Origin of the sequence: Frigidibacter sp. MR17.14 (assembly GCF_037095735.1) — a bacterium.
Classification (GTDB): Bacteria; Pseudomonadota; Alphaproteobacteria; order Rhodobacterales; family Rhodobacteraceae; genus Frigidibacter.
The window spans coordinates 14,674-40,163 of record NZ_JBAWKD010000009.1 but is presented as its reverse complement, the minus strand read 5'-3'; the positions used below and the strand labels follow the sequence as shown (position 1 = coordinate 40,163).

At 67.8% G+C, this 25,490-nt stretch carries 30 protein-coding genes and 1 tRNA gene; 21 read left to right on the top strand and 10 right to left on the bottom strand.

Annotated elements, in window-relative coordinates; genetic code table 11:
- Nucleotides 1–160: 160 nt before the first annotated feature.
- The 3 genes from V8J36_RS18110 to V8J36_RS18100 form a co-directional block, all read right to left on the bottom strand.
- A complete protein-coding gene (locus tag V8J36_RS18110) occupies nucleotides 161–1,282 on the bottom strand; it encodes a site-specific DNA-methyltransferase (protein WP_336468721.1) in 1,122 nt (373 codons plus the stop codon).
- A gap of 87 nt (nucleotides 1,283–1,369) precedes the next feature.
- Entirely contained in the window at nucleotides 1,370–1,966 is a 597-nt protein-coding gene (locus V8J36_RS18105; RefSeq protein ID WP_336468806.1) for a ribonuclease HII, read from the bottom strand.
- 152 nt (nucleotides 1,967–2,118) lie between these two features.
- Nucleotides 2,119–2,754, bottom strand: a complete 636-nt coding sequence (locus V8J36_RS18100) for a hypothetical protein (protein ID WP_336468720.1) — start codon at nucleotides 2,752–2,754, stop codon at nucleotides 2,119–2,121.
- Between the two features lie 172 nt (nucleotides 2,755–2,926).
- Here V8J36_RS18100 and V8J36_RS18095 point away from each other — a divergent pair, with 172 nt between their 5' ends.
- The 3 genes from V8J36_RS18095 to V8J36_RS18085 all read left to right on the top strand — a co-directional run bounded on the left by V8J36_RS18095 (nucleotide 2,927) and on the right by V8J36_RS18085 (nucleotide 5,322).
- Nucleotides 2,927–3,229, top strand: coding sequence for a hypothetical protein (locus V8J36_RS18095; protein WP_336468719.1), 303 nt, complete (start codon nucleotides 2,927–2,929; stop codon nucleotides 3,227–3,229).
- Nucleotides 3,201–3,905 (top strand): winged helix-turn-helix domain-containing protein, encoded by a 705-nt coding sequence (locus tag V8J36_RS18090; protein WP_336468718.1) that lies wholly within the window; start codon nucleotides 3,201–3,203, stop codon nucleotides 3,903–3,905. The genes V8J36_RS18095 and V8J36_RS18090 overlap by 29 nt, the downstream gene beginning before the upstream one ends.
- Nucleotides 3,906–3,987: 82 nt before the next feature.
- The gene (locus tag V8J36_RS18085) at nucleotides 3,988–5,322 is read left to right on the top strand and encodes an AI-2E family transporter (protein ID WP_336468717.1); all 1,335 of its coding nucleotides are present in this window, start codon (nucleotides 3,988–3,990) and stop codon (nucleotides 5,320–5,322) included.
- 99 nt (nucleotides 5,323–5,421) lie between these two features.
- Here V8J36_RS18085 and V8J36_RS18080 read toward each other — a convergent pair whose 3' ends face one another.
- Nucleotides 5,422–5,619, bottom strand: a complete 198-nt coding sequence (locus V8J36_RS18080) for a hypothetical protein (RefSeq protein ID WP_336468716.1) — start codon at nucleotides 5,617–5,619, stop codon at nucleotides 5,422–5,424.
- A 111-nt stretch (nucleotides 5,620–5,730) separates the two neighbouring features.
- Nucleotides 5,731–6,153, bottom strand: coding sequence for an organic hydroperoxide resistance protein (locus V8J36_RS18075; RefSeq protein ID WP_336468715.1), 423 nt, complete (start codon nucleotides 6,151–6,153; stop codon nucleotides 5,731–5,733).
- Nucleotides 6,154–6,263: 110 nt separating this feature from the next.
- Here V8J36_RS18075 and V8J36_RS18070 point away from each other — a divergent pair, with 110 nt between their 5' ends.
- Nucleotides 6,264–6,713, top strand: a complete 450-nt coding sequence (locus V8J36_RS18070; RefSeq protein WP_336468714.1) for a MarR family winged helix-turn-helix transcriptional regulator — start codon at nucleotides 6,264–6,266, stop codon at nucleotides 6,711–6,713.
- Here V8J36_RS18070 and queG read toward each other — a convergent pair.
- From queG to V8J36_RS18045, 5 genes are all read right to left on the bottom strand, one after another.
- The gene (gene queG, locus V8J36_RS18065; RefSeq protein ID WP_336468713.1) at nucleotides 6,710–7,753 is read right to left on the bottom strand and encodes a tRNA epoxyqueuosine(34) reductase QueG; all 1,044 of its coding nucleotides are present in this window, start codon (nucleotides 7,751–7,753) and stop codon (nucleotides 6,710–6,712) included. The genes V8J36_RS18070 and queG overlap by 4 nt on opposite strands.
- Nucleotides 7,734–8,402, bottom strand: a complete 669-nt coding sequence (gene fzlA / locus V8J36_RS18060) for an FtsZ-binding protein FzlA (protein WP_336468712.1) — start codon at nucleotides 8,400–8,402, stop codon at nucleotides 7,734–7,736. The genes queG and fzlA overlap by 20 nt, the downstream gene beginning before the upstream one ends.
- 127 nt (nucleotides 8,403–8,529) lie before the next feature.
- On the bottom strand, nucleotides 8,530–9,858 hold the full coding sequence (locus V8J36_RS18055) for a pilus assembly protein TadG-related protein (RefSeq protein ID WP_336468711.1): 1,329 nt from the start codon (nucleotides 9,856–9,858) through the stop codon (nucleotides 8,530–8,532).
- Nucleotides 9,845–10,261 carry a TadE/TadG family type IV pilus assembly protein gene (locus V8J36_RS18050; RefSeq protein ID WP_336468710.1) on the bottom strand — a complete coding sequence of 139 codons (417 nt, stop codon included), beginning with the start codon at nucleotides 10,259–10,261 and terminating at the stop codon, nucleotides 9,845–9,847. Before V8J36_RS18050 ends, V8J36_RS18055 begins: the two co-directional genes overlap by 14 nt.
- 147 nt (nucleotides 10,262–10,408) lie before the next feature.
- Nucleotides 10,409–11,839 carry a Glu/Leu/Phe/Val family dehydrogenase gene (locus V8J36_RS18045; protein WP_336468709.1) on the bottom strand — a complete coding sequence of 477 codons (1,431 nt, stop codon included), beginning with the start codon at nucleotides 11,837–11,839 and terminating at the stop codon, nucleotides 10,409–10,411.
- A gap of 245 nt (nucleotides 11,840–12,084) precedes the next feature.
- Here V8J36_RS18045 and V8J36_RS18040 point away from each other — a divergent pair, with 245 nt between their 5' ends.
- The 17 genes from V8J36_RS18040 to rplL all read left to right on the top strand — a co-directional run bounded on the left by V8J36_RS18040 (nucleotide 12,085) and on the right by rplL (nucleotide 25,292).
- Nucleotides 12,085–13,746 carry a TadE/TadG family type IV pilus assembly protein gene (locus tag V8J36_RS18040; protein ID WP_336468708.1) on the top strand — a complete coding sequence of 554 codons (1,662 nt, stop codon included), beginning with the start codon at nucleotides 12,085–12,087 and terminating at the stop codon, nucleotides 13,744–13,746.
- Nucleotides 13,743–14,279, top strand: a complete 537-nt coding sequence (locus tag V8J36_RS18035; RefSeq protein ID WP_336468707.1) for a TadE/TadG family type IV pilus assembly protein — start codon at nucleotides 13,743–13,745, stop codon at nucleotides 14,277–14,279. Before V8J36_RS18040 ends, V8J36_RS18035 begins: the two co-directional genes overlap by 4 nt.
- Before the next feature lie 9 nt (nucleotides 14,280–14,288).
- Complete coding sequence (locus V8J36_RS18030; RefSeq protein WP_336468706.1) at nucleotides 14,289–14,855, top strand: TadE/TadG family type IV pilus assembly protein; 567 nt, start codon at nucleotides 14,289–14,291, stop codon at nucleotides 14,853–14,855.
- A 96-nt stretch (nucleotides 14,856–14,951) separates the two neighbouring features.
- On the top strand, nucleotides 14,952–15,212 hold the full coding sequence (locus V8J36_RS18025) for a hypothetical protein (protein ID WP_336468705.1): 261 nt from the start codon (nucleotides 14,952–14,954) through the stop codon (nucleotides 15,210–15,212).
- A gap of 91 nt (nucleotides 15,213–15,303) precedes the next feature.
- Entirely contained in the window at nucleotides 15,304–16,590 is a 1,287-nt protein-coding gene (locus tag V8J36_RS18020; RefSeq protein ID WP_336468704.1) for a homoserine dehydrogenase, read from the top strand.
- Nucleotides 16,591–16,608: 18 nt separating this feature from the next.
- Nucleotides 16,609–17,001: a VOC family protein gene (locus V8J36_RS18015; protein ID WP_336468703.1), complete on the top strand. Its 393-nt coding sequence runs from the start codon at nucleotides 16,609–16,611 to the stop codon at nucleotides 16,999–17,001.
- A gap of 121 nt (nucleotides 17,002–17,122) precedes the next feature.
- Nucleotides 17,123–18,088 carry a class II fructose-bisphosphatase gene (gene glpX, locus V8J36_RS18010; RefSeq protein ID WP_336468702.1) on the top strand — a complete coding sequence of 322 codons (966 nt, stop codon included), beginning with the start codon at nucleotides 17,123–17,125 and terminating at the stop codon, nucleotides 18,086–18,088.
- Nucleotides 18,085–18,579 (top strand): GNAT family N-acetyltransferase, encoded by a 495-nt coding sequence (locus tag V8J36_RS18005; RefSeq protein ID WP_336468701.1) that lies wholly within the window; start codon nucleotides 18,085–18,087, stop codon nucleotides 18,577–18,579. Before glpX ends, V8J36_RS18005 begins: the two co-directional genes overlap by 4 nt.
- A gap of 50 nt (nucleotides 18,580–18,629) precedes the next feature.
- On the top strand, nucleotides 18,630–20,378 hold the full coding sequence (recJ, locus tag V8J36_RS18000; RefSeq protein WP_336468700.1) for a single-stranded-DNA-specific exonuclease RecJ: 1,749 nt from the start codon (nucleotides 18,630–18,632) through the stop codon (nucleotides 20,376–20,378).
- A 137-nt stretch (nucleotides 20,379–20,515) separates the two neighbouring features.
- Nucleotides 20,516–20,590, top strand: a tRNA-Glu gene (locus tag V8J36_RS17995).
- Nucleotides 20,591–20,760: 170 nt separating this feature from the next.
- The gene (locus tag V8J36_RS17990; protein ID WP_336468699.1) at nucleotides 20,761–21,450 is read left to right on the top strand and encodes a hypothetical protein; all 690 of its coding nucleotides are present in this window, start codon (nucleotides 20,761–20,763) and stop codon (nucleotides 21,448–21,450) included.
- Nucleotides 21,451–21,526: 76 nt separating this feature from the next.
- A complete protein-coding gene (secE, locus tag V8J36_RS17985; protein WP_336468698.1) occupies nucleotides 21,527–21,718 on the top strand; it encodes a preprotein translocase subunit SecE in 192 nt (63 codons plus the stop codon).
- Between the two features lie 212 nt (nucleotides 21,719–21,930).
- A complete protein-coding gene (gene nusG / locus V8J36_RS17980) occupies nucleotides 21,931–22,464 on the top strand; it encodes a transcription termination/antitermination protein NusG (RefSeq protein ID WP_336468697.1) in 534 nt (177 codons plus the stop codon).
- Between the two features lie 108 nt (nucleotides 22,465–22,572).
- Nucleotides 22,573–23,025 carry a 50S ribosomal protein L11 gene (gene rplK / locus V8J36_RS17975; RefSeq protein WP_336468696.1) on the top strand — a complete coding sequence of 151 codons (453 nt, stop codon included), beginning with the start codon at nucleotides 22,573–22,575 and terminating at the stop codon, nucleotides 23,023–23,025.
- 2 nt (nucleotides 23,026–23,027) lie between these two features.
- Nucleotides 23,028–23,726 (top strand): 50S ribosomal protein L1, encoded by a 699-nt coding sequence (rplA, locus tag V8J36_RS17970; RefSeq protein WP_336468695.1) that lies wholly within the window; start codon nucleotides 23,028–23,030, stop codon nucleotides 23,724–23,726.
- 608 nt (nucleotides 23,727–24,334) lie between these two features.
- Complete coding sequence (gene rplJ, locus V8J36_RS17965) at nucleotides 24,335–24,850, top strand: 50S ribosomal protein L10 (RefSeq protein WP_336468694.1); 516 nt, start codon at nucleotides 24,335–24,337, stop codon at nucleotides 24,848–24,850.
- A gap of 67 nt (nucleotides 24,851–24,917) precedes the next feature.
- Nucleotides 24,918–25,292, top strand: a complete 375-nt coding sequence (rplL, locus tag V8J36_RS17960) for a 50S ribosomal protein L7/L12 (RefSeq protein WP_336468693.1) — start codon at nucleotides 24,918–24,920, stop codon at nucleotides 25,290–25,292.
- Nucleotides 25,293–25,490: the final 198 nt, after the last annotated feature.

Below are 25,490 nucleotides of genomic sequence, written 5' to 3'. Positions count from 1 at the left end.
TGTACGGCGGGTGCACGGATGTCACCCCCCCTCATCCCGTTGGCCAAAAACGAAAAATCCCCGCCGTGCGAAGACGGCGGGGCAAGTGAGTGTCGCAGGCGCAGGGCGCCCGCCGACACCGGCGGTTCGCTCTCCGGCAGGGGCCGGGAATGTCGGGAAATCAGTGCGCGGGGCGGGCGTCGGCCTCGATCTCGGCGCGGATCTGCTGGCGCAGGATGTCGATCGGGATCAGCTTCCCGTCGCGCTTGAAGTGCCAGTAGGTCCAGCCGTTGCAGCTGGGCGCGCCTTCCAGATGGGCGCCGACCTGGTGGATCGAGCCCTTGACGTCCAGCCCGATCAGCGTGCCGTCGGCGCGGACCTTGGCCACGCCGCCGCGGGGGCTGAACAGCTCTTCGCCCGGGCGCAGCATGCCGCGCTCGACCACGGTGCCGAAGGGCACGCGCGGCTCGGCGCGCTTGGAAGTGGTTGTTTCAAGGGCGGATTTGTCGAACTTGCGCACGCGGGCGATGCGCTCTTCGGCCACGCGGCGATAGTCGGCCTCGCGCTCGATCCCGATGAAGTCGCGGCCCAGCATCTTCGCCACCGCGCCGGTGGTGCCGGTGCCGAAGAACGGGTCCAGCACCACGTCGCCGGGGTTGGTCGTGCCGACCAGCACCCGGTGCAGCAGCGCCTCGGGCTTCTGCGTCGGATGCGCCTTGTCGCCGTTCGCGTCCTTCAGGCGTTCCGACCCGGTGCACAGCGGGATCATCCAGTCCGACCGCATCTGCACACCTTCGTTAAGGGCTTTCAGCGCCTCATAGTTGAAGGTGTATTTCCCGGCCTCGGATTTCGAGGCCCAGATCAGGGTCTCGTGCGCATTGGTGAAGCGCTTGCCGCGGAAGTTCGGCATCGGGTTCGACTTGCGCCAGACCACGTCGTTGAGGATCCAGAACCCCTGGTTCTGCAGCTCGGCGCCCATGCGGAAGACGTTGTGATAGGACCCGATGACCCAAAGCGCCCCGTTCGGCTTCAGGATCCGCCGCGCCGCGGCCAGCCAGTCGCGGGTGAAGCGGTCGTAGGCCTCGAAGCTGGAGAACTGGTCCCAGTGGTCGTCGACGGCATCGACGCGGGAATTGTCGGGGCGGTGCAGGTCGCCGCGCAGTTGCAGGTTGTAGGGCGGGTCGGCGAAGATCAGGTCGACCGAGGCCTCGGGAAGGCCGCGCATCACCTCGATGCAATCTCCGTCAATGATCGTGTTGAGCGGCAAGGCCTTCGGGGCCGCCGCGGTCATCGTCTTCGCCATGTCTGCTCCTGCATCCGGCTTTATTTTGTGCCGGTTTGTGTCCACAGGATGAGTCAGCGCCGATTCGCCGTCAAATTCTTTTTTGAATCAAGGGGTTATAGAAACCTCTTGATACAAGATATTGTGGACGGGCTTAAAGGACCTTCTATGGTGAGGGGTGGCCCCCAAATCTAGAAGCGCCTGCAGATGCTCGCGTGTCGGGTATCCGGCGTTGTGGTCCCAGCCGTATCCCGGATGCTGTTGCGCAAGGTCCACCATGACCCGGTCGCGGTGCTCCTTGGCGATGATCGAGGCCGCCGCGATCGAGAGCGAGCGGGTGTCGCCCTTCACCAGCGGCAGGCCGGCGGCGGGGAAGCCGCGCGGGATCATGTTGCCGTCGATCAGCACCAGGTCCGGGCGCCGCAGCAGCCCCGAAACCGCCCGGCACATCGCCAGATGCGCGGCGCGCAGGATGTTGATCTCGTCGATCTCCTCGACCGTGGCCAGGCCCACCGCCCAGACCGCGGTCTCCATGATCTGCGCTTCCAGCACGCGCCGCCGTCCGGCCGACAGCTTCTTGCTGTCGTTCAGCCCCGGCGGAATCCGGTCGGGATCGAGGATCACCGCCGCGGCCACCACCGGCCCGCACAGCGGCCCGCGCCCGACCTCGTCGCAGCCCGCGACGAAGCGCGCGCCAGAGGCCATCGCCTCGGTCTCGTGCAGGAAATCGGGGCCCGCGGGCTTTTCGCCGGTGGGGGCGGCAGGCTTCGGGCGGCGGGGGCTGGGCACATCGGACATGGGCCCAGAAAGCGCCGGATGCGCCAGTCGTCAAGGCGCATCCGGCCGTGTCGCGGCGCTCAGCGCCGGGTGTCGTAGCCCAGCCGGCCCAGGCAGTTCAGCCCGTAGGCCTCCTTCTTGCCGTGGCGGGTGCGCACGTCCACGGCGCAGTCGTTCGGGAAGCCGCGGCCCGAGACGCCGCGGTAGCAGTCCTCGTTCACGACATTGGCCATGCGGCCGCCGACGCGGCCGGTGCCGATGCAGCGCGAGGGGATCAGCTGGCGCCCGTTGTCGCTGCGCAGGTCGCGGCGCTGGTCATGGCGCCAGTCGTCGCGGCGGTCATGCCCGCGGGCATAGCCGCGGTCGTATCCCCAGCCATTGCCGCGCGGCTGGTCGTAGCCATAGGCCGGCGGCGCACCATAGCGGTAATAGCGCGGATCGTCATAGCCGCGGCGGAACCGCGGCTGTTCGGCCTGATAGCCGTAGTTGCGGCCCTGATAGCCGTAGCCGCGGTCGGCCTGATAGACGGTGACGCCCCCGCGGCTGTTCTGGGTCTGGTTCAGCAGGATGCCGGCCGCGGCGAGCCCGCCGAGGATGGTGAGCATCTCGCGATCGCGGTTCTCGGCCTGCACGGGGGTGGCGACCGTTCCGAACGCGAGCGCCGCGGCGGTCAGCGTCGCGGCAAGGGTCTTCAGTCGGGGCAGACGGATGTCCATCGGTTTCTCCTCAAGAGGACAGCACGAGCGCCGGCGGGCCGGTGTCGCGGATGGCAGCAGATGTGACGAGTGAACGCGGAAGGGCAATATCGGGGACCGGTTATCCGATAACACGGGCAGAAATGTGCCCCGGCGATTGCATAGCGGCGGCGTCTTGCGCAGGATCGCCGGCATGAAAGCGTCCCTCGCCCTTCCCGTCCTGCTTGCGCTGGCCCTCGGTACCGGTGCCGGTGCCGCCCGGGCCGACTGCTATGCCGACTACAAGGCCAAGCGCGAGGGCGGGGCCCTGCAGCTGCATTACGGCGTGGCCCAGATCCCCGAAGGCGCCTGCGGCTCGCGCGGGGCGGCGGCCGATGCGCTGGCGCCGCGTCTGGCACGTGACGGCTGGACGCTGCTGAGTATCATGTCGATCTTCGGACCCGAAGGACTCGACTCAAGGAAAGCCAGTGCAGGACGATACTTCCTCCGCTACTGAGCAGCTGCGCCACTCGCACCGCGTGCTTCTGGTGGGGATCGCCGCCATCGTCGCGATCCTTGCGATCACGGCGGCGATGCTGTTCGCCAACCTTCCCGACGCCAATGCCTTCAACGAACGGGTCGAGCGGATCTTCGTCGACAACGACGCGCTGGTCGCCCCGGCCGAGATCCGGCTGCTCGAGGTTCTGGCCCAGTCCGGCACGGCGTTTTCAGAGGTTCTTAACTCGTATCGGATGATCATCTTCGTGCTGCTGGCCTTTTCCACCGCGCTTCTGGTGGCGGCGCTGGTCTTCCTGGTGGTGATCCTCGGGCTGAACCGGCGGATGGGAACCATCCAGCGCCAGGGGATCGAGGTGGTGTCGCTGGTCATCAGCCGGGCTGAAAACGCCGTGGCGCTGAACGACCTGACCTTCAAGCTGACCCCCGCGGCGATCGAGACGCTGGCGGTGCTGGCAGAGGCGCGGATGGACGGAGAGGTGCTGACCGGCGCGCAGATCGAGGCCGTGATCTCGGGCCGCGACGCCGCCGATTGCGACGAGGCGGCCGGGGCCACCCGGATCAAGCGTCTGCGCGATGCGCTGGGCAACCAGCTGGTGACCGAGCTTCTGGTGAAGAACATCGCCCGCAAGGGCTACGTGCTGTCGGTCGAGAAGGGTTCGATCCGGATGATCTGAGGATTCTTTCGCGCCGGGGCCCCGGACCGCGAAACAAATCCCGCCTCGGCGTGTTGCGGCAGGGTTGGAGCAGGAGCCCGCGATGCCCGCAGATGCGCAGACGAACGTCGACGATCCCCTCCAGCAGCCGAAGGTCAGGCTTGGTCCGCGCTGGGCGGTGATAGGGCTTTTCCTGATCGCGGCCTTCGGCTCGATCGCCCATGCCCGCGATTTCCTGATGCCGCTGTCGATGTCGGTGCTGCTGTTCTTCGTCTTCGCCCCCCTGCGCCGCAAGGCCGAACGGTTGGGCATCCCCTCGGCCGCCACGGCGACGCTGGTGATCGCGGGGCTGGTCGCGATCCTCGTGATGATCGCGGTGGCGCTGTCGGGTCCGGCCAGCAACATGGCCAGCGGCGCGCCGCAGATCGCCGAGCGGCTCGAGGTGAAGTTCCAAGGCCTCTCGAAGCAGCTCGAGAAGTTCCGCGACATGCAGGAGAAGATCGACAACGCCGCCAAGGGCGAGGCGCCGCCGCCGCCGCCGGATGTCGCCTCGTCCCTGCCCGCCGAGGCCAAGGGCGAGCCCGCCCCGGCGCCCGACGCCAAGGCCGGCGAAGAGCCGCCGCCCGACGAGCGCTCGGCCCGCGAAAGGCGCGCGGACAATGCCAAGCAGACGATGAACGACCTCGTGCCGGTGGACAGCACCAACATCCTGCTGATGGTGCTCAGCTCGACCCCGGCGCTGGCCGGGCAGCTGATGTTCGTGCTGCTCCTGCTGTTCTTCCTGCTGGCCTCGGGCGATCTTCTCTACCTCAAGATCGTGCAGAGCTTCGACATGATGGGCGAGAAGCGCCGCGCCTATTCGGCGCTGCGCGAGATCGAGGCGAGCCTGGGCAGCTATCTTGGCACCATCACCATCATCAACGCAGGCCTTGGCGTGGCGATCGGCACCGCGATGTGGCTCTGGGGGATGCCTGCACCGATCGTGATCGGTATCGCGGCCTTCCTGCTGAACTATATCCCCTACATCGGCCTTGGCGCCGGGGCGGTGGTCGCGACGATCATCGCGCTGGTCTCGATGCCGGGCTTCGTGACGCCGCTGATGGTGGGCGGGACCTACGTGCTGCTCTCGTCGATCGAGGGGCAGCTGGTAACGCCCTACTTCGTCTCGCGCCGGCTCGAGATGAACACGGTGGTGGTCTTCATCACCATCGCGCTCTGGGCCTGGCTGTGGTCGGTGGCGGGGATGATCGTCGCGGTGCCGATGCTGGTGGTGATGCGGGTGCTGTGCGACCACATTCCGGGGCTCGAGCGCCTGGGCAACTTCCTGGGTGGCGAGAAGCCCGCGCCCCTGGGCCCTGAAGGGGACGAGGTGCGCGGTGACGACGGCCAGCGCGAGACCGGCGACGAAAAGGCCCCGAACGGCCGGCTTGCCGTCTGAACGGGACAGGGGCGGATTGGAGAAGGGGCGGTGGCCCCACTCCACCGCCCCCCCTTGCCCGGTCCCCTCGGGCGTGCCGTAGACCGGTCGTCGATCCGGTCAGACCGTATGTCCGCGCGCGATGCGCAGGAACTCTTTCATCCGACGCGTGCCGCCGGCGACCAGCTTCGGCTCGCGCAGCTTCGTCATCACGGCCGGGTGGGACCCTTCAGGTCCGCTGCGCCGCTCGGCGGCGACGAAATGTTTCATGCGCCCGCCATCGCTGGGGCTGCGCTTGTCCACGAGATGTCGGCTCATCAGGGCCTCCTTCGGGTTGCACCCGCGTCCAGGGCGGGCTCCCTCAGGATAGGGTCAGGGCGACCCGCTGACCACCGGGTCGCCCTGCGCCGCGGCATTGCGCCTGCGGCATCACACCAGTCTGGTCACCACCGGGATGTTTCCCTTGGTGGCGTGCGTATAAGGGCAGACGGCGTGGGTTCTGAAGAACAGGTCCTCGGCATCCTCGGCGCTGACACCCGGCAGGAACACGCCGAGTTCGACCGACAGCTGGAAGCCGCCGTCCTCGCGCTTGCCGATCGTGGTCGAGACGTCGATCGCGGTTTCGGGCGGCAGGGGGATCTTCTGCTGGCCGGCGACCAGCTTCAGCGCGCTGAGGAAGCAGGCGGCGTAACCGACCCCGAACAGCTGCTCGGGATTGGTGCCCTCGCCCGAGCCACCGAGTTCCCGCGGCGGGGTCAAACGCACGGAAAGCCTGCCGTCCGAGGTGACGCCGCGCCCGTCGCGACCGCCGGTGACATGGGCCTTGGTGGTGTAGAGGGGCGCGGTGGTCATGGCAGGCTTCCTTGATCGCTTGCGATTAGATCGTGTGCGACTGAATAGCCGACTCGTCGGGAGAATGTCAATCTCTTGCGATTAGATCGCGCGCGATTTATCTTGGCCTCATGGAAGAAGACTATTCGAACTATGTGCCACCGCTGGACGGAATGCTGTGCTTCGCACTTTATTCCGCCGCGCATGCCGTTCAGCACCTCTACAAGCCGGTGCTGGACGAGATGGGGCTGACCTATCCGCAGTTCCTTGTGCTGACCGCGCTGTGGGAGCGCGACGGGCGCACGGTGTCGGACCTGGGCCAGGCGATGCGGCTTGAATCGAACACGTTGACGCCGCTCCTGAAGCGGATGGAGGCGGCGGGGCTTCTGACCCGCGCCCGCGACCCCGAGGACGAGCGGCAGGTGCGGATCACGCTCAGCGACAAGGGCCGGGCGCTCTATCACAAGGCGGGGGCGATGGCGCGCTGCGTGCTCGAGCAGTCGCAGATGCCGCCTGCGGACCTGCTGGCGCTGAAGGACGGGGTGCAGGCCTTCGACGCGGCGATCCGCAAGAAGGGCTAGGGCAGGCGCGCCAGCGCCCAGGCGGCGGCCTCTGCCACCGTCTCGTCCGGGTCGGCGGTCAGGGCCTCGGCTGCGGGGCGCAAGCCGCGCAGGCCGGAATTCCCGATCGCGTACAGCACGTTGCGCACCATCCGGTCGCGCCCGATCCGCTTGATCGGGCTGCCGGCAAAACGCGCGCGGAACCCCGCGTCGTCCAGCGCCGCAAGCTCTGCCAGCAGCGGCGCCTCGGGCACGCGCGGGGCATAGCCGATCTCGCGCGCCTCTTGCGCGAACTTGTTCCAGGGACAGACCGCCAGGCAATCGTCGCAGCCATAGATCCGGTTGCCCATCAGCGGCCGCAGGTCAGGGTCCACCGGCCCGCGATGCTCGATCGTCAGATACGAGATGCAGCGCCGCGCATCGAGCTGGAAGGGCGCCGGAAACGCCTTGGTCGGGCAGGCGTCGAGGCAGGCGGTACAGCTGCCGCAGCGCTCGGGCTCGGGCGCGTCCTTCGGCAGGTCGAGCGTGGTGAAGATCGCGCCAAGGAACACCCAGTTGCCGATGCCGCGGCCCAGCAGGTTGGTGTGCTTGCCCTGCCAGCCCAGCCCCGCGGCCTGCGCGAGCGGCTTTTCCATCACCGGGGCGGTGTCGACGAAGACCTTGATCTGCGTCTCGGGCCCCGCGGCGTCGATCAGCCAGCGCCCCAGCCGCTTCAGCCGCTTCTTGACGAGGTCGTGGTAATCCTTGCCCTGCGCATAGACGCTGACCGCCCCCGCCTCGGGCCGTGACAGCACCGCCAGCGGGTCATGCCCCGGCGTATAGGCCTCGGCCAGCATGATCACCGTGCGCGCCTCGGGCCAGAGCGCGGTCGGATCGCCGCGCCATTCCATCCGCTCGGCCATCCAGCCCATCTGCCCGTGCCGGCCCTCGGCCACGAAGGCGGCCAACCGCGCGGCGGCGCCGGGGATCGCGCCCGGATCGCACAGGCCGATGGCGGTGAAGCCCTCCTCGACCGCGCGGGCGGCGAGGCGGTCGCGCAGATCAGAAGTCGAGATCGGCATAATGCGCGGGCGGCGGGAAGCCCGGCACCTGGTCGGCCAGCAGCGAGCGGAACGAGGGCCGCGACTTTATCTTCGCATACCAGTCGCGCACCGCGGGCTGGCGGTTCCAGTCGACGTCCGAGATGTAGTCGAGGCAGCTCAGATGCGCGGCCGCGGCGAAATCGGCCAGGGTCATGTCGTTGCCGGCAAGCCAGCGACGGGTTTCCAGCAGCCAGGCCATGTAGTCGATGTGGTACTTGATCCGGGTCGCGCCGAACTTGACGTTCTTCGAATCCGGATAGCCGAGGCCCATCACCTTCTTGTTCACCCGCTCGTAGAGCAGCTTCGAGGTGACATCCTCGTGGAACTTGTCGTCGAACCAGGCGCAGAGCCTGCGGACCTCGAACCGCTGGTCGGGGTCGCGGGGCAGCAGCTGCGGCGCGCCCTGGGTCTCGTCCAGCCATTCGCAGATCGCCTGGCTTTCCGACATCACCCGGCTGTCCCAGCGCAGCACCGGCACCTTGCCGGCCGGGTTGCGGCGCAGGAAGTCGTTGCTCGGCTCCCAGTAGCGTTCCTCGATCAGCTCCACCTCGATGCGCTTCTCGGCAAGGGTCAGGCGCACCTTGCGGCAGAAGGGCGAAAGCGGGAAGTGGTAGAGGCGGACAGCCATGCGGGACCCTATCGTCAGTCTTCCGGGCACGGCCGCAGCAGGCGGCGCCCCCTCACGGGTTTAAGCGCGCCCCTGCGGCGGTTCAATCCCGGAACCCCCAGGACGGGGGTCCGCCGGCGGGTTCCCTCTACTGCACGATCCGGAAGTAGTCGGCCTCGAAATTGTCCTCCATGCCAGAGCCGCAATAGCCCATGGTCATGTTCGAGGTGCCGTCGATGCCGTCGCGGCTGACGATCGAGGCGCCCTCGATCCCGTCGGCATTCGCCGCGAACTCGACGGTGCCCAGCGCGAGGATCTGGCTGCCGTACATCTGCATGGCGGCGGCGAAGTTGACCCCGCCCATGGTCACCAGCTGGGCGCCGCCACCCGCGGCGCAGCCGTCGTCCTTGCCCAGCCGCACGCCCGAAGGGGCGTTGAAGGACTTGGCGTCGGTCGAAGTGTTGGTGAAAACGACATCTTCCAGCGCCACGCCCTGCGCGAAAGTGACGGGGCAGGAGGCCATGATCACCACCTTGCTCACCGTGGTCGCGGCGCCGTTCGTCGAGATCGTCACCTTGTTGCCCGAGCAGGCGAGCCGGTACATCTTGCCGGCGACGAAATCGGTCACCGTCGGCGATTTCGAGGTGAGGGTGACCACGGTCGTGTTGGTGATGTAGTCGGGCAGGTAGTCTGCCGACAGATTGGCGATGCCGTCGATGATCCCGCCGACCCGCGACAGGATGCGGATGTTGTAGAAGCTTTCGCGCAGCGCCTCTTCCAGACCGTCGTTCTTCTCCATCCCCGAGTTCGGGACGTCGAGATCGTCGAGATGCGGCATCGAGACGATGGTCCCGGCCTCGAAGGTGTTGTTCTGGTTCAGCGACACATAGGTGTTCGAGTGCATGCAGAACCCGTTCACGAAGGTGTTGTTCGACTGGATGTCGACGACGCCCTCGGCGACGAAGCCCTCGCGCAGGCAGGTCGGGCGGTAGGTCTCGGCCACGGTCGAGGCCGAGACGTTCCAGATGTCGACGCCCGCCAGCCGCAGCATGAAGGTCGACACCGGGTTCTCGCGCTCTTCGGTGCGGCCGGCGGACACGCGGACGGCACTGCGCGAGGCGCTGTTGGCGGTGAAGGTGCGGGTGGTCTCGTCCCAGGTGCCGAAGGTGACATCGGCCGAGGTCAGCGTCGGGTCGAGATCGTCCTCGACCGCCATCGTGTCGTGGGCGATCGCCACCGCCTTCGAGGTGGCGTCGCTCTGGGTGCTGGTCTCGCGGATGTAGATCGCGGCATGGGCGGCCACGTCGGTGGCGACCTGAAGCTGGGTGCGCTGGCGATAGGCGTTGCCGGCATCGACGGCGATGCCCAGCATCATGCACAGGCAGACCACGGTGAAGATCGCGAAGGCGGTGATGGCACCGTCCTCGTGGCGGGCGAAGGCGGCCAGCGGGGCGGGGCGACGATCAGAGCTCTGCATACTGGTAGCTCCTCACCGTGATGGCGGCATTGCCGATCCAGCCGTCGAGAGAGTGGAAGGTGATCACCGCGCTCACCGGCAGCGAGGCGATGGTTTCGATGATGCCGTTGCTCACCGTCGTCTCGACCGTCAGCTCGTCCGCGAAGTCGGGCAGCATGTCGCGCACCGTCTGCTCGGCTTCGCTGGCCGAGGCGATGCGCCCGACCGACATCGAGCGGTTCACGTCCTGCAGGACGCGCATCATCTGGCTGTGCGCGAAGAACGCCAGACAGGCGTTCGCGGCCAGCATGAACAGGAAGAGCAGGATCGGCATCCACAGGACGGCCTCGATCGTTGCACTTCCCTCCTCGTCGCGCGCCTGCGCCGCGATCTGTCGACCCGTGATCTTTCGGGATTTGCTCATAACTCTTCCCCGACAACTCGAACTGTTTGCTTGGTCCCTCCGGACAGCTACAAGTTGTTAAGAAAATTATGGCCGGTTTGCGGCGGACTTGCGCCGGAGTCCGGGCGGTCACAGGGAATCCGCCCGGACGCCGCAAATTCTCCGCTTTTAAAGTCCTTTTGATTTGTATGATTTCGCAATCCGGTCGATCGCGACAACATAGGCGGCCATGCGCAGGTCGGTGATTTCGGGCCGGTCGTGCCACAGCACGCGCATCTGCTGGTAGGCCCCACGCATCGTGTCATCGAGGCCGGATCGCACCAGTTCTAGCTCGTCGGCGCCCTTCAGATAGCGGTGCTTGAAGCGGGGCGACAGCGTCCAGCCCAGGTCCTGATCGGCCGACAGACGTTCCAGCTCGTCGATCAGCAGCTTGTGCCGGGCCTCTTCCTGGCGCCGTTCCATCCGCCCGAAGCCGATGTGGCCGAGGTTCTTGACCCACTCGAAATACGAGACCGTGACCCCGCCGGCATTGGCGAACATGTCGGGAATCACCACCACGCCCTTTTCGCGCAGCGCCTCGTCGGCCCCGGCGGTGATCGGCCCGTTCGCCGCCTCGAGAATCAGCGGCGCCTTCAGCCGGGCCGCGTTGCCAAGGTTGATGACCCCCTCCATCGCCGCGGGGATCAGGATGTCGCAGTCGGTCTCCAGCATCCCCGGCCCGTCGGCCGAGAAGGTCGCGCCGGGGAAGCCCTTCACGCCCCCGTTCAGCCGGATCCAGTCGCGCACCGCCTCTACGTCCAGCCCCTCGGCCGAGAAGATCGCCCCGTCGCGCTCGATGATCGCGAGCAACCGGACGCCGTCCTCTTCGGTCAGGAACTTCGCGGTGTGATAGCCGACGTTGCCCAGGCCCTGCACGATCGCGCGCTTGCCCTCGAGCCCGCCCGAAAGGCCCGCGCGGGCCACGTCCTCGGGATGGCGGAAGAACTCGCGCAGCGCGTATTGCAGCCCGCGGCCCGTCGCCTCGACCCGGCCGGCGATGCCGCCCTGGTGCAGCGGCTTGCCGGTGACGCAGGCCAGCGCGTTGATGTCGGTGGTGTTCATCCGCTGGTACTGGTCGACGATCCAGGCCATCTCGCGCTCGGACGTGCCCATGTCGGGGGCGGGGACGTTCTGGCTGGGATTGATCAGGTCGCGCTTGATCAGCTCGTAGGCGAAGCGGCGGGTGATGCGTTCCAGCTCGTCCTCCTCCCATTTCGAGGGGTCGATGCGCAGCCCGCCCTTCGAGCCGCCGAAGGGCGTCTCGACCAGCGCGCATTTGTAGGTCATCAGCGCCGCCAGCGCCTCGACCTCGTCCTGGTTCACGCTCATCGCGTAGCGGATGCCGCCCTTCACCGGCTCCGCATGTTCGGAATGCACCGCGCGATAGCCGGTGAAAGTGTGGATGTCGCCGCGCAGCCGCACGCCGAAGCGCACGGTGTAGCACGAGTTGCAGACGCGGATCTTCTCCTCGAGCCCCGGCGACAGGCCCATGACCCTGACCGCGCGGTTGAACATCAGGTCGACGGATTCGCGGAAGCTCGGTTCTCCGGCAAGGCTCATCAGGTTCCTCCCTCCCTGGATGATGGGCTCAGGCTAGCCCCGCGCGCGTTTCGCCGCCAGCCGGACCGCGCAGGGCCCATGTCGGCGGCCGCTGCGGCAACCTTGGGATGCACCTGCCGCCGCCTGCCGCGAGGCGGTCCGCCAAAGGCGCGGCGAGCGTCGCGGAGACGCCATAAATCCGCCCCCATCCCGCTGTTTATGGCGCTGTCGGGCCGCAAGGCGCGCAGAACGGCGGAGATGAGTCGATGAGCATGAAACCCGGTGGTCGCGGCGTGATGTCGATGCGGACGAAGCGCGCCGCCGTGCGCCTGCGCCGGTTCCGCCGCGACGAGAGCGGCTCGATCCTGATCTTCGGGATCATCATGCTGACCATGGTGATCCTGCTGTGCGGGCTGGCGCTCGACGTGATCCATTTCGAGGCCGAGCGCACCACCGCGGTGGCGACGCTCGACCGCGCGGTCCTCGCTGCGGCCGACCTCAGCAACACCACCAAGCCGCAGGACGTGCTCAACGACTATTTCGCCAAGGCCGGCATCTCGCGCTTCAAGCCTGTCGCGGCGGCCAGCTACGGCACGCTGAACGAATGGAAAAAGGTCTCGGGCACGGTCGACGTGAAGACCGACACCTGGTTCCTGCGCCATACCGGGGTCTACTCGCTCGAAGCGCCGAGCAGCGCGGTCGCGCAGGAATCGATCGGCAACGTCGAGATCTCGATGGTGCTGGACGTCTCTGGCTCGATGGCGAACGACAGCATGAAGGTCTACGACAGCGCCAGCGGCAAATACGTCTACAAGCTGACCCTGCTGAAGCCGGCCGCGGTGCAGTTCGTGAAGACGATGTTCACCAACGTCTCGGGCGCCGGCGGCACCGGAGGCAACCTGATGATCTCGATCGTGCCCTATGCCGAGCAGGTGAACATCAGCTCTGCCCTTGCCGCCAAGATGACGCTGACGACCGAGCACACGATGTCGAACTGCGTCGATTTTATCGGTTCGGACTTCAATAGCGTCGCGATCACGCCGACCGAGACCTTGGCGCGCACCGCCTATGCCGACGTGCGCCCCGCGGCCTACCACCCCTCGAGCTACGCAGCGCCCTACCTGCGTGAATGCTTCGGCTACGACACGACCCCGATCTCGCCGGTGCTGGCCTTCTCGCAGAACCAGCAGACCCTGATCGACAAGATCAATGCCCTGACCGCCGAGGGCGACACCGCGATCGAGATCGGTGCGAAATGGGGGCTGGCGCTGCTGGATCCCGCAATCCGCCCGGCGCTGAACAAAATGGTCACCGCCGGCACCGTCGACAAGTCGCTCACGGACCATCCGACCGCCTACAAGAGCAACGACACGCTCAAGATCATGGTTCTGATGACCGACGGCGAGAACACCTACACCTTCCGGCTGAAGAACTACCGTTCGGGCAACTCGAACATGGTCTACAACCAGACCACCAGCAAGGGCGTCACCACGACCAACTATTACTGGTACGACTCCAGCCGCAGTTCGAACAAGTACTACGATTTCGCGAACTCGAAGTGGACCAGCGTCAGCAACTCCGTGACGATGACCTGGCCGCAGGTCTGGCAGAACTGGAACGTCGACTACTTCGCCAAGACCTACGCCGCAAAGGCCTCGGGGATGACGGCGGCTGCCTTCATGTCCGCCGCGGTCGACTCGTCCGACAACGCCGCCAAGGACTCGCGGCTCAGCTCGGTCTGCACCAAGGCCAAGGACGCCGGCACCAAGATCTTCGCGATCGCCTTCGGGGCCGGCCCCGCCGGGCAGGCCGCGCTGAAGGACTGCGTCTCGGCGCCGGCCTATTATTACGAAAGCTCGGGCACCGACATCGCCACCGCCTTCGCCGGCATCGCCAACTCGATCCGCATGCTGAGGCTGACGCAATGATCCGACGTCTTCTGCGTGGCTTGCGCGCGCGGCTGCGCGACGAGGCCGGCACCGCCACCGTCGAGTTCTGCATCGTCTTCCCGGTGTTCATGCTGGTGCTCTGCTCGATGGCCGAAACCGGCACGCTGATGATGCGCCAGGTGATGCTCGATCGCGGCGTCGACATCGCGGTGCGCGACCTCAGGATCAACACCTGGCCGACAGTGACGCAGGACCTGCTGCGCACGCGCATCTGCAACTCGGTCATCGCGCTGTCAGATTGCAACACGTCTCTGGTCGTCGAAATGACCCAGATCGCCAAGGGCGCGAGCCTGCCTTCGGCGGCGGCGCCCTGCGTGGACCGCGCGGCCTCAGTCACGCCCTCTGTCACCTTCGTGCAGGGCAAGGAGAACCAGATGATGCTGGTGCGCGCCTGCGCGACCTTCCGCCCGATCCTGCCGGGTGTCGGGCTGGGACTCGACCTCGCGAAGGACCGCAACGGCTATTACGCGCTGACCGCGGTCTCGGCCTTCGTGGTCGAGCCGCAGGGCTGAGGACCGAGCATGACCCACCGCCGCCCGTCGCTTCTGCGCCGCCTCTACCGCTTCCGTCGTGACGAGTCCGGCTCGATGACTGTCGAGGCCTGCCTGATCCTGCCCGTCTGGCTCTGGGTCTGGATCATGTGCGTCCAGTTCTTCGACGCCTTCCGCACCCATACCGTGAACCTGCGCGCCACCTACACCGTCGCCGACATGATCTCGCGCGAGACCTCGAGCGTGGGCCCCAAGTACATCGCCAACATGAAGTCGCTCTTCGACTACGTGTCGCGCGCGACGCGGCCGACGACGCTGCGCGTCACCTCGGTCTATTACGACAGCACGAAGAAGGCCTACCGGGTGAACTGGTCCTATGCCGTCGGCGGCACCACCACCGTGCAGACCGACACGAGCATCGCCAAGGAGGCCGCGCGGATCCCCAACCTGCTGGAGGGCGAGACGCTGGTGCTGGTCGAGACCCACATGGACTACGACCCGACCTTCAACATCGGCATCAACGACATCGACTACGACTACTTCATTACCACCGCGCCCCGCTTCGCCTCGCAGGTCAGCTACAGCGCGTCGAGCTGACGCGCGACCGGGCGGCGCCCCCTTGGCGACGGAGCCTGCCTTGCCGCCCCCTGCGGCGGAGCCTATGCTGCGCCGGCTGTCCGACCGGGGGATCCGATGACCGTCCTGCGCTTTTCCGCCCTTGCCCTCGGCCTGCTGGCGCTTGCCGCCTGCGGGCCGCCGGCGGCCTCGCAGCGCGGTGCGCCGAAGGTCGCGGGCACCGACTGGCCGGATCTCGTGCCACTGGGCCCGATCCTGAAGGACACCGCCACGCTGAAAGCCGCCGAGGACCCGACCGAGGCCGAACTGTCGCGCGCCGACGACCTGCGCAAACGGGCCGAGGCGATCCGGGCACTGGATGCGCAAAGCGGGCTCTGACCGCGCGCGGGTTTCGACCGTGCCGCGCGTTGCGCGGGCTCTCCGAACAGGCTAACAGACCGGCGAACGACCAGACCTTCAGGAGCTTTCCATGACCGATCCCCTGCGCCTCGGCATTGCCGGCCTTGGCACCGTAGGCATCGGCGTGGTCAAGATCGTCCAGCGCCATGCCGATCTGATCGCCAAGCGCGCCGGCCGCCCCGTCGAGATCACCGCCGTCTCGGCCCGCGATCCGAACAAGGACCGCGGCGTCGACCTTTCGGCCTATGCCTGGGAAACCGATCCGGTGGCGCTGGCCCGCCGCGGCGACATCGACGTTTTCATCGAGGTGATGGGCGGCCATGACGGCCCGGCCAAGGCCGCGACCGAGGCCGCGATCGCCGCGGGCCATGACGTGGTCAGCGCCAACAAGGCGCTGCTCGCCCATTCCGGCCAGGCGCTGGCCGAGGCCGCCGAGGCCGCGGGCGCGGTGATCCGCTTCGAGGCCGCGGTCGCCGGCGGCATCCCGGTGATCAAGGCGCTGACCGAAGGTCTGGCCGCCAACCGGATCACCCGGGTGATGGGCGTGATGAACGGCACCTGCAACTACATCCTGACCCGGATGGAAAGCGCGGGCCTGCCCTATGAGACGGTCTTCGAGGAAGCCCGGGCGCTGGGCTATCTGGAAGCCGACCCGACGCTGGACATCGGCGGCATCGACGCCGGCCACAAGCTGAGCCTTCTGGCCGCGATCGCCTTCGGCACCAAGGTCAGCTTCGACGCGGTGGCGCTGGAAGGCATCGACCGGATCTCGATCGACGACATCCGCCGCGCCGGCGACATGGGCTATCGCATCAAGCTTCTGGGCGTGGCGCAGCAGACCGGCCGCGGGCTGGAACAGCGCATGTCGCCCTGCCTCGTGCCGGCCGACAGCCCGCTGGGCCAGCTTCAGGGCGGCACCAACATGGTCGTGCTGGAAGGCGACAGCGTCGGCCAGATCGTGCTGCGCGGCGCCGGCGCGGGCGAGGGGCCGACGGCCTCGGCCGTCATGGCCGACGTGATCGAGATCGCCCGCGGCTCGCGGATGTCGACCTTCGGCCAGCCGGCGACCAGCCTTTCGCAGCCGGTGGCGGCCAATGCCTCGGGCGCGGCGGCCTATTACCTGCGGCTCGAACTGATCGACAAGCCGGGCGCGCTGGCGAAGATCGCTTCGGTGCTGGGCGATGCCGGCGTCTCGATCAGCCGCATGCGCCAGTATGGCCACGAGGACACCACCGCCCCGGTGCTGATCGTGACCCACAAGACCACCCCCGACGCGATCGCCACCGCCTGCGAGGGCGTGATGGGCACCGGGGTCGTCACCGGCAAGCCGGTCGCGCTGCGCATCGAGCAGGTCTGAGCGGGGAGAGCGCCGGGGTTGATCAGCCACGTCACCCTCGGCACCAACGACCTCGACCGCGCCGCGCGCTTCTGGGATCCGGTGATGGCGCTGCTGGGCCACCGGCTGCGCCCGGCCGATCCGGCGGCGGGCTGGCGGATCTGGCAGCCCGCGGCGGGCGGGCGACCGCTCCTGATCCTGATGGCCCCCTTCGACGGCGCCGAAGCCGCGCCCGGCAACGGCGGGATGCTGGGCCTTCTGGCCCCCGACCGCCCGACGGTCGACCGCGCCCATGCCGCGGGCCTTGCCGCCGGGGGCCGCGACGAGGGCGCGCCGGGCCTGCGCCGGCAGTATCATCCCGACTACTACGGCGCCTACCTGCGCGACCCGGACGGCAACAAGCTTTGCATCGTCTGCCACGATCCGGCCTGAACGCCCGTCCAGCCTGTCTCTCGTCCTGCCAGCCCGGTCCCCGCAGCCCGGTCCCCTCAGCCTTGTGCCTGTTACCAAGCTGGGCTTAGGCTGGACCCAAGGCAAATTCCCGGGTGCCGCCATGGCAAAGACGATCGATTTCAATGACCGGATGCTGTCGCTGGGCCTTGCCCGCGTGTCCGAGGCCGCGGCCCAGGCGTCGGCCGCGCTGATCGGCCGGGGCGACGAGAAGGCCGCCGATCTTGCCGCCGCGGGCGCCATGCGCGAACAGCTGAACATGCTCGACATCCGCGGCGTGGTGGTGATCGGCGAGGGCGAGCGCGACGAGGCGCCGATCCTGTGCATCGGCGAAGAGGTCGGGACCGGCTCGGGGCCCGAGGTCGACATCGCGCTCGATCCGCTGGAGGGCGCCACGCTGACCGCCAAGGACATGCCGAACGCGCTGTCGGTGATCGCCATGGCGCCGCGCGGCACGCTGCTGCACGCCCCCGACGTCTACATGGAGAAGCTGGCGATCGGCCCGGGCTATCCCGAGGGTCTCGTCAGCCTCGAGATGAGCCCGACCGAGCGGGTCGCGGCGCTGGCGAAAGCCAAGGGCGTCCGGCCCTGCGACGTAACGGTCTGCGTGCTCGAACGCCCGCGCCACGAGGAGATGATCGCCGAGTTGCGCGCGACCGGCGCCGCGATCCGGCTGATCACCGATGGCGACGTGGCGGGCGTCATCCATTGCGCCGAAGCGGCGGTGACCGGCATCGACATCTACATGGGTTCGGGCGGGGCGCCCGAGGGGGTGCTGGCGGCCTCGGCGCTGAAATGCATGGGCGGGCAGATCTGGGGACGCCTGATCTTCCGCAACGATGCCGAGCGGGCGCGGGCGAAGCAGGCCGGGCTGCGCGACCTGAACCGGGTCTATGCCCGCGACGACCTCGTGACCTCGGACGTGATCTTCGCGGCGACCGGGGTCACCACCGGCTCGATCGTGCAGGGCGTGAAGCGCGAGCCGGGGTTCCTGACTACCGAGACGATCCTGATGCGCTCGAAGACCGGGTCGGTGCGGCGGATGATCTACCGCAACCCGATCCGATGATCCTGCGCCCCGAGGCCCCCGCCGATGCCGCGGCGATCCGCAGCGTGACCGCGGCCGCCTTTGCGGGGGCGCCCCATGCCTCGGGCACCGAGGCCGCCATTCCCGATGCCCTGCGCGACGCGGGGGCGCTGACCCTGTCGCTGGTCGCCGAAGAGGCCGGGCAGGTGCTGTGCCATGTCGCCTTCTCGCCGGTGCTCATCAACGGGCAGGACCTTGGTTGGCTGGGCCTTGGCCCGCTGTCGGTCGCGCCGGAGCATCAGCGCCGCGGCATCGGCGGGCGGCTGGTCGCGGCGGGGCTGGAACGCCTCCGCGCCGGCGGCGCCGCGGGCTGCGTGGTGCTGGGCGACCCCGACTATTACACCCGCTTCGGCTTTCTGGCGGACCCGCGGTTGCGCTACCCCGCCGCGCCGGCCCGCTACTTCTTGCACATCGCCTTTGCCGGGCCGGTCCCGCAGGGTGTGGTCGCCTATCACCCGGCCTTCGGCGCCTGAGACCGCCCGTCCCGCTTGCACCGCGCGCGGGGGCAGGGCAGAGGTGGGGCATGGCTGATTTCCTCAACGTCTCCTCCTCCGCCACCGGTCGCCGCTGGGTCGGCCCCGCGCCCGAGATCGAACGCCAGGCCGAGGCGCTGGTGCAGGAGACGCAGGTGCCGATGCCGCTGGCGCGGATCCTCGCCGGGCGCGGCGTCTCGGCCGCCGAGGTGCCTGTGTTTCTCGAGCCGCGGCTGAAGGACCTGCTGCCCGACCCGATGGGGCTGCGCGACATGGGCCCGGCGGTGGGGCGGTTCCTGAAGGCGCTGCGCGACCGCGAGCGGATCGCGGTCTTTGCCGATTACGACGTGGACGGGGGGGCCTCGGGCGCGCTGCTGCTGGTCTGGCTGCGGGCGATGGGCCATGACGCGACGCTGTATATCCCCGACCGCATCGACGAGGGCTATGGCCCGAACGTGCCGGCGATGACCAAGCTTGCGCAGGGCCACCGGCTGATCGTCTGCGTCGACTGCGGCACGCTTTCGCACGAGCCGCTGGCGGCGGCGGCGGCGGAGGGGGCGGATGTGGTCGTGCTCGACCATCACCTCGGCGGCGAGACGCTGCCGCAGGCGGTGGCGGTGGTGAACCCGAACCGGCAGGACGAAGGCGGCGAGCTGGGCCATCTCTGCGCGGCCTCGGTCGTGTTCCTCATGCTGGTCGAGGCGAACCGCCAGCTGCGGGCCGACGGCATCGCCGGGCCCGACCTGATGGCGCTTCTCGATCTGGTCGCGCTGGCGACGGTAGCGGACGTGGCGCCGCTGACCGGGGTCAACCGGGCGCTGGTGCGGCAGGGGCTGAAGGTGATGGCGCGGCGCGAGCGGCCCGGCATCACCGCGCTGTCGGACGTGGCGCGGATGGACAGCGAACCCACCGCCTATCATCTGGGGTTCCTGTTGGGGCCGCGGATCAACGCCGGCGGGCGCATCGGCATGGCCGATCTGGGCGCGCGGCTTCTGGCGACGCAGGACCCGCACGAGGCCGCGGCGCTGGCCGAGCGGCTGGACAAGCTGAACACCGAGCGGCGCGAGATCGAGAACCGGGTGCGCGAGGCGGCGCTGGCGCAGGCCGAGGCGCGGGGGCTCGACGCGCCCCTGGTCTGGGCCGCGGCCGAGGGCTGGCACCCGGGCGTCGTCGGCATCGTCGCGGCGCGTTTGAAAGAGGCCACGAACCGCCCGGCGGTGGTGATCGGCCTCGACGGGGCCGAGGGCAAGGGCTCGGGCCGGTCGGTGGCGGGGGTCGATCTGGGCGCCTCGATCCACCGCGTCGCCTCCGAGGGGCTGCTGATCCGCGGCGGCGGGCACCGGATGGCCGCGGGCCTGACCGTCGCGACCGAGCGGCTGGACCCGGCGATGGAGCGTCTGGCCGAGCTTCTGGCCAAGCAGGGCGCGGGGCAGGGCGGCGCGGCCGACCTGCGGGTGGACGGGCTGCTGATGCCCGGGGCCTGCACGCTCGAGCTGCTGGCCGATCTGGAACGCGCCGGCCCCTTCGGGCAGGGCGCGCCGGCGCCACGCTTCGCCTTCTCGACGATGGCGATCCGCTCGGTCCGCAAGATGGGCGAGAACCACCTGCGCGTCGGCTTCGGCGAGGCGACGGGCCCCACGGTCGAGGCGGTCTGCTTCGGCGCCTTTGGCACGCCTCTGGGCCCGCTGCTGTCCGAACACGGCGGGATGCGCTTCCATCTGGCGGGGCGGCTGGAGATTAACCGCTGGCAGGGACGCTCGCGCGTGCAGATGCGGCTCGAGGATGCTGCAAGGGCATGATTTCCGGCGCGTTTAGGCTGACGCAAAGGAAAGGTGACGAAAGATGAAAAAGTCTCTTGCGAGTCGCGGCGGGCTCGCCTAAACACCGCCCCACGCCAGCGACGCGGTCAGCGAAACGCCGGCGGAACAGTGAAAGTGGCCCGTTCGTCTATCGGTTAGGACACCAGGTTTTCAACCTGGGAAGAGGGGTTCGACTCCCCTACGGGCTGCCACTACTCTGCTTTCAGGGCCGCGGTCATCGCACCGGCGGCCCTTCGTGTTTCCGGGCGCAGGCCCCGCGCCGCGCTGCCGCAGCATTCTCCCGAATTTATCCAGCAATCGCCAAAGGGTTGTCTCAATTGGCGCGCTCTATGGCCCCAGACAGCTGCGTGGGAGGCTGGTGATGCGTGTTGTGCTCTTCTTCTTCACGGGTCCGGTCTGGGCCCGTCTCGTCTCGGTCGCCGCGCTGGGCTGGTTTGGCATGGCCATGGTGCAGAGCCGCGCCCCGCACGAGGGCATCGCCTGGCAGAGCAGCGCCGAAAAGATGCTCTCGCCAGAATTGCGCGACATCGCCCAGCGGGTGCTTGCCGCGCTGATCGAAGAGCAGAAGGCGGTGATGGTCGTCCTCGCGCTGCTGGTCGCGGTGGTCTGCGGACTGCGGCTGATGAGCCGGCGCAGCCTGCCCAAGGCCGAGTTCGACGTTCGCAAGCATGACGAGGAGATGCCCGCGGTCACCCTGCTGGTCGAAAGCCGGGGTGCGGCGCTGGCCCGGCGCACCGCCGCCCAGGCAGAGGCGCGGGCGCTGGTCTCGGTCGAGAAGCTGGCGCTGGTCGCGGCCTGCGTGCTGTCGCTGGCGATTGCGGTCATCACGTACTTCCTCCGCCCCGAGCAGATGCCGCTGGCGATCGCGGTGGCGGTGCTGCTGGTGCTGCCGCTGGCCCTGCCGAGCCTGCGCGAGGCGCTGGCCGCACGGCTGGCACGGGTGCTGCGGCTGCGTCAGGCCCCGCCCGACGACCTTCCCGATCCCTTCGACCGCATCCTTGCGGAACGGGTCCGGCGTTCGGCGCCGGTGTCGCACCGCTATCGAACTTGAAATCCCGCGCCCGACCAAGTATCGGCAGCCGGTGCATGGGGCCTTGCGGCCCCGTCGTGCGGAGAGTGAGGACCAAATGGCGAATCCGTTCCAGTTCATTCAGCAGGTGCGTACCGAGGTCGGCAAGATCGCCTGGCCCACGCGCCGCGAAGTCGGCCTGACCACGGTCATGGTACTGGTGATGGCGTCGCTGGCGTCGGTCTTCTTCTTCCTCGTCGATCTGGCGATCCGCTCGGGCCTGACCGCGGTGCTCGGCCTCTTCGGCTGAACCCCAAGGCCGCGGTGGCGGGACGGGGTGGCGGGCTTGCAATGGCAGGTCCCCGACGCTAAGACGCGCAAACCTTTCCGGTCCGGCGCGCATCGATTCGCGAGATGCGTGCCGTTTTGCTTTGTGACCGGGCAGGCGACGTGGCCGGGAACCAGCCCGGAAAGACTGTAAGAGCCGGCCGCATCAGGGTCGGAAAGACGGGGTAAGGCGGAATGGCGAAGCGTTGGTATTCGGTGAGCGTCCTCTCGAACTTCGAGAAGAAGGTCGCCGAGGCGATCCGGTCCGCCGTCGCCGAAAAGAATCTCGGTGACGAGATCGAGGAAGTCCTGGTGCCGACGGAAGAGGTCATCGAGATCCGCCGCGGCAAGAAGGTCACCTCGGAACGTCGCTTCATGCCGGGCTACGTGCTCGTGCGGATGGACATGACCGACCGTGCCTATCACGCGATCGTCTCGATCAACCGCGTCACCGGCTTCCTGGGCCCCCAGGGCAAGCCGATGCCGATGCGCGATGCCGAGGTGAACGCGATCCTGAACCGGGTCGAGGAAGGCGAGGCGCAGCCGCGCAACCTGATCCGCTTCGAGATCGGCGAGCAGGTCAAGGTTGCCGACGGCCCGTTCGAGGGCTTCACCGGCATGGTGGAAGAGGTCGACGAGTCCTCGAACCGCCTGAAGGTGACGGTGTCGATCTTCGGCCGGCCGACGCCGGTCGAGCTGGAATTCACCCAGGTGTCCAAGGGCGCCTGAGGTGTGAGCCGCGGGAGGCGAGGGGGCTTTCGGGCCGCCGGACCGGACCGCTAAACCAAGCCTGGCCGGACCTTCGGGCCGGCGGGCCGGTGACAAAGGAGAGGCCACATGGCCAAGAAAGTCGTTGGGCAGCTGAAGCTGCAAGTCAAGGCGGGGCAAGCCAACCCCTCCCCGCCGATCGGTCCTGCGCTGGGTCAGCGCGGCATCAACATCATGGCCTTCTGCAAAGAGTTCAACGCTCGCACGCAGGAGATGGAGCAGGGTGCGCCGGTCCCGACCGTCATCACCTACTATGCCGACAAGTCCTTCACCTTCGAGATGAAGACCTCGCCGGCCTCCTACTTCCTGAAAAAGGCCGCCGGTCTGAAGCCGGTCGGCAAGCGCAACCGCCCGAAAGGGTCGGTCAAGCCGGGTCGTGAAGTCGCGGGCACCGTGACCGCCGCCCAGGTGCGTCAGATCGCCGAAGCGAAGATGAAAGATCTCTCGGCGAACGACATCGAAGCCGCGATGCAGATCATCCTCGGCTCGGCGAAGTCGATCGGTATCGAGGTGAAGGGTTAATCATGGCCAAGCACGGTAAACGTACCACGGCTGCCCGCGCCCAGTTCGAGGGCAAGGCGAACCTCACCGTCGAGGATGCCGTCAAGCTGATCAAGACCGCCGCCACCGCGAAATTCGACGAGACCGTCGAGATCGCGATGAACCTCGGCGTCGATCCGCGTCACGCCGACCAGATGGTCCGCGGCGTCGTCACCCTGCCGAACGGCACGGGCAAGACCGTCCGCGTCGCCGTCTTCGCCCGCGGTGCCAAGGCTGACGAAGCCAAGGCCGCCGGTGCCGACATCGTCGGCGCGGAAGACCTGCTGGAAACCATCCAGGGCGGCAAGATCGAGTTCGATCGCTGCATCGCCACCCCGGACATGATGCCGCTGGTCGGCCGTCTGGGTAAGATCCTCGGCCCGCGCAACCTGATGCCGAACCCGAAGGTCGGCACTGTGACCATGGACGTGGCGCAAGCCGTGGGCAACGCCAAGGGCGGCGAAGTCCAGTTCAAGGTCGAGAAGGCCGGCGTGATCCACGGCGGCGTCGGCAAGGTCTCGTTCGACGATGCCAAGCTCGCCGAGAACATCCGCGCCTTCGTGGAAGCCGTGACCCGCGCCAAGCCGGCCGGGGCCAAGGGCACCTACGTCAAGAAGGTCTCGGTCTCGTCGACCATGGGCCCGGGCGTGTCGCTCGACCTGGCGTCGACCGCCAACGCCTGAGGCGCAGTCCTCGTGAATGGGAAACGGGCAGGCGCGAGCCTGCCCGTTTTCGTTTTGCCCTCCCCCGTCACACTCGCCGCCGCGCCGCACATCGCTACCGGTGCTCCGATGCCGAGCTGAGGGTGACAGGTCCCGCGCGACCCCGCCGCGCCCTTCGGCGGTCGAACCTGCGTGTTGCCGTGTCCCGCCGGGCGGGCAGGGGGCAACCCTTCCGGCCGCCGCGACCGTTGCGGGACGTTCCGATGCAGGGCAGGGTCGACCGACAGGCCGACCACGGCTTGCTTGCCGGCTGCGAGCGTTGTGGAGTTATGCGGGCAAGGTTTCTGCCGCGATCCGTGTCGCGGGGGCTTCCCTTTCCCGGCCAAACCACTTAATCAACCGCCGGTCTGCCACCCGCGACTGGTTGCGGGAGGTCAGGCGATTCGTCCGAGACGGCTGGTGGGGATCGCAACGTCCCGGAAATCCGGCCTGAGACGGGAAATGAACATTCTCTCCGTTCCGCAAGGTTCCAGGGGGCGAATTGGGAAGGACCCGTAAGGACCCCTTCGTCGGGGCGATAGTCCCGATGCAATTGAGCCGGGGGGAAACCCCCAACCTTGGAGAAAACTGTGGATAGAGCCCAGAAAGAGAAAGTGGTCGAGGAACTCGGCCAGATCTTCGAAAGCTCTGGCGTCGTGGTGGTTGCCCACTACGAAGGCATGACAGTTGCTCAGATGCAGGACCTTCGCGCAGAGATGCGTGCCGTTGGCGGGTCCGTGCGCGTCGCCAAGAACAAGCTCGCCAAGATCGCCCTTGAAGGAAAGCCCGGCGAAAGCATGGGCGACCTCCTGAAGGGCATGACCGTGTTCGCCTATTCCGAAGACCCCGTCGCTGCGGCGAAGGTCTCGGATGCCTATGCCAAGAAGAACGAGAAATTCGTCATTCTGGGCGGCACCATGGGTGGCACGGCGCTTGACCCGGCCGGTGTGAAGGTCGTGGCCCAGATGCCGTCGCGTGAGGAGCTCATTGCTTCGATCGTCGGCTGCATCGGCGCCCCTGCCTCGAACATCGCCGGTGCGATCGGCGCGCCTGCTTCGAACATCGCCGGCATTCTCTCGACCCTCGAGGAACGCGAAGCCGCGTGAGCAACCGATTGTCTGCGTAGGGTTGATCCCCGAACGTCGGACCCCATCTTAACGAACGGAAAACCAAATGGCTGATCTGAAAGCACTCGCCGAGCAAATCGTCAACCTGACCCTGCTCCAGGCGCAAGAACTGAAAACCATCCTGAAAGACGAATACGGCATCGAGCCGGCCGCTGGCGGCGCCGTCATGATGGCTGGTCCGGCTGCCGCTGCTGGCCCGGCTGAAGAAGAAAAGACCGACTTCGACGTCGTTCTGGTCGAAGCTGGCGCCAACAAGATCAACGTGATCAAGGAAGTCCGCGCGATCACCGGTCTGGGCCTGAAAGAAGCCAAGGATCTGGTCGAAGCCGGTGGCAAGGTCAAGGAAGGCGCTCCGAAGACCGAAGCCGAAGAGATCAAGAAGAAACTCGAAGAAGCCGGCGCGAAAGTCGAGCTCAAGTAATCGAGCCGGATGCGCTTGCATCCGATCTTCTGAGAAAAGGCTGGGTCCGGGATTTCCCGGGCCCGGCCAAAGCCGTTCCAACAAGGGGAACGCTTCTTGGCAAGGATCCGGTGGGTCTTTCCCAAGGCGCGGAACAGGGTTCGGGTGCGGTCCGGTGGGACGGATCGCGGGAATTGGACCCTCCCCCCTTCATTCGGC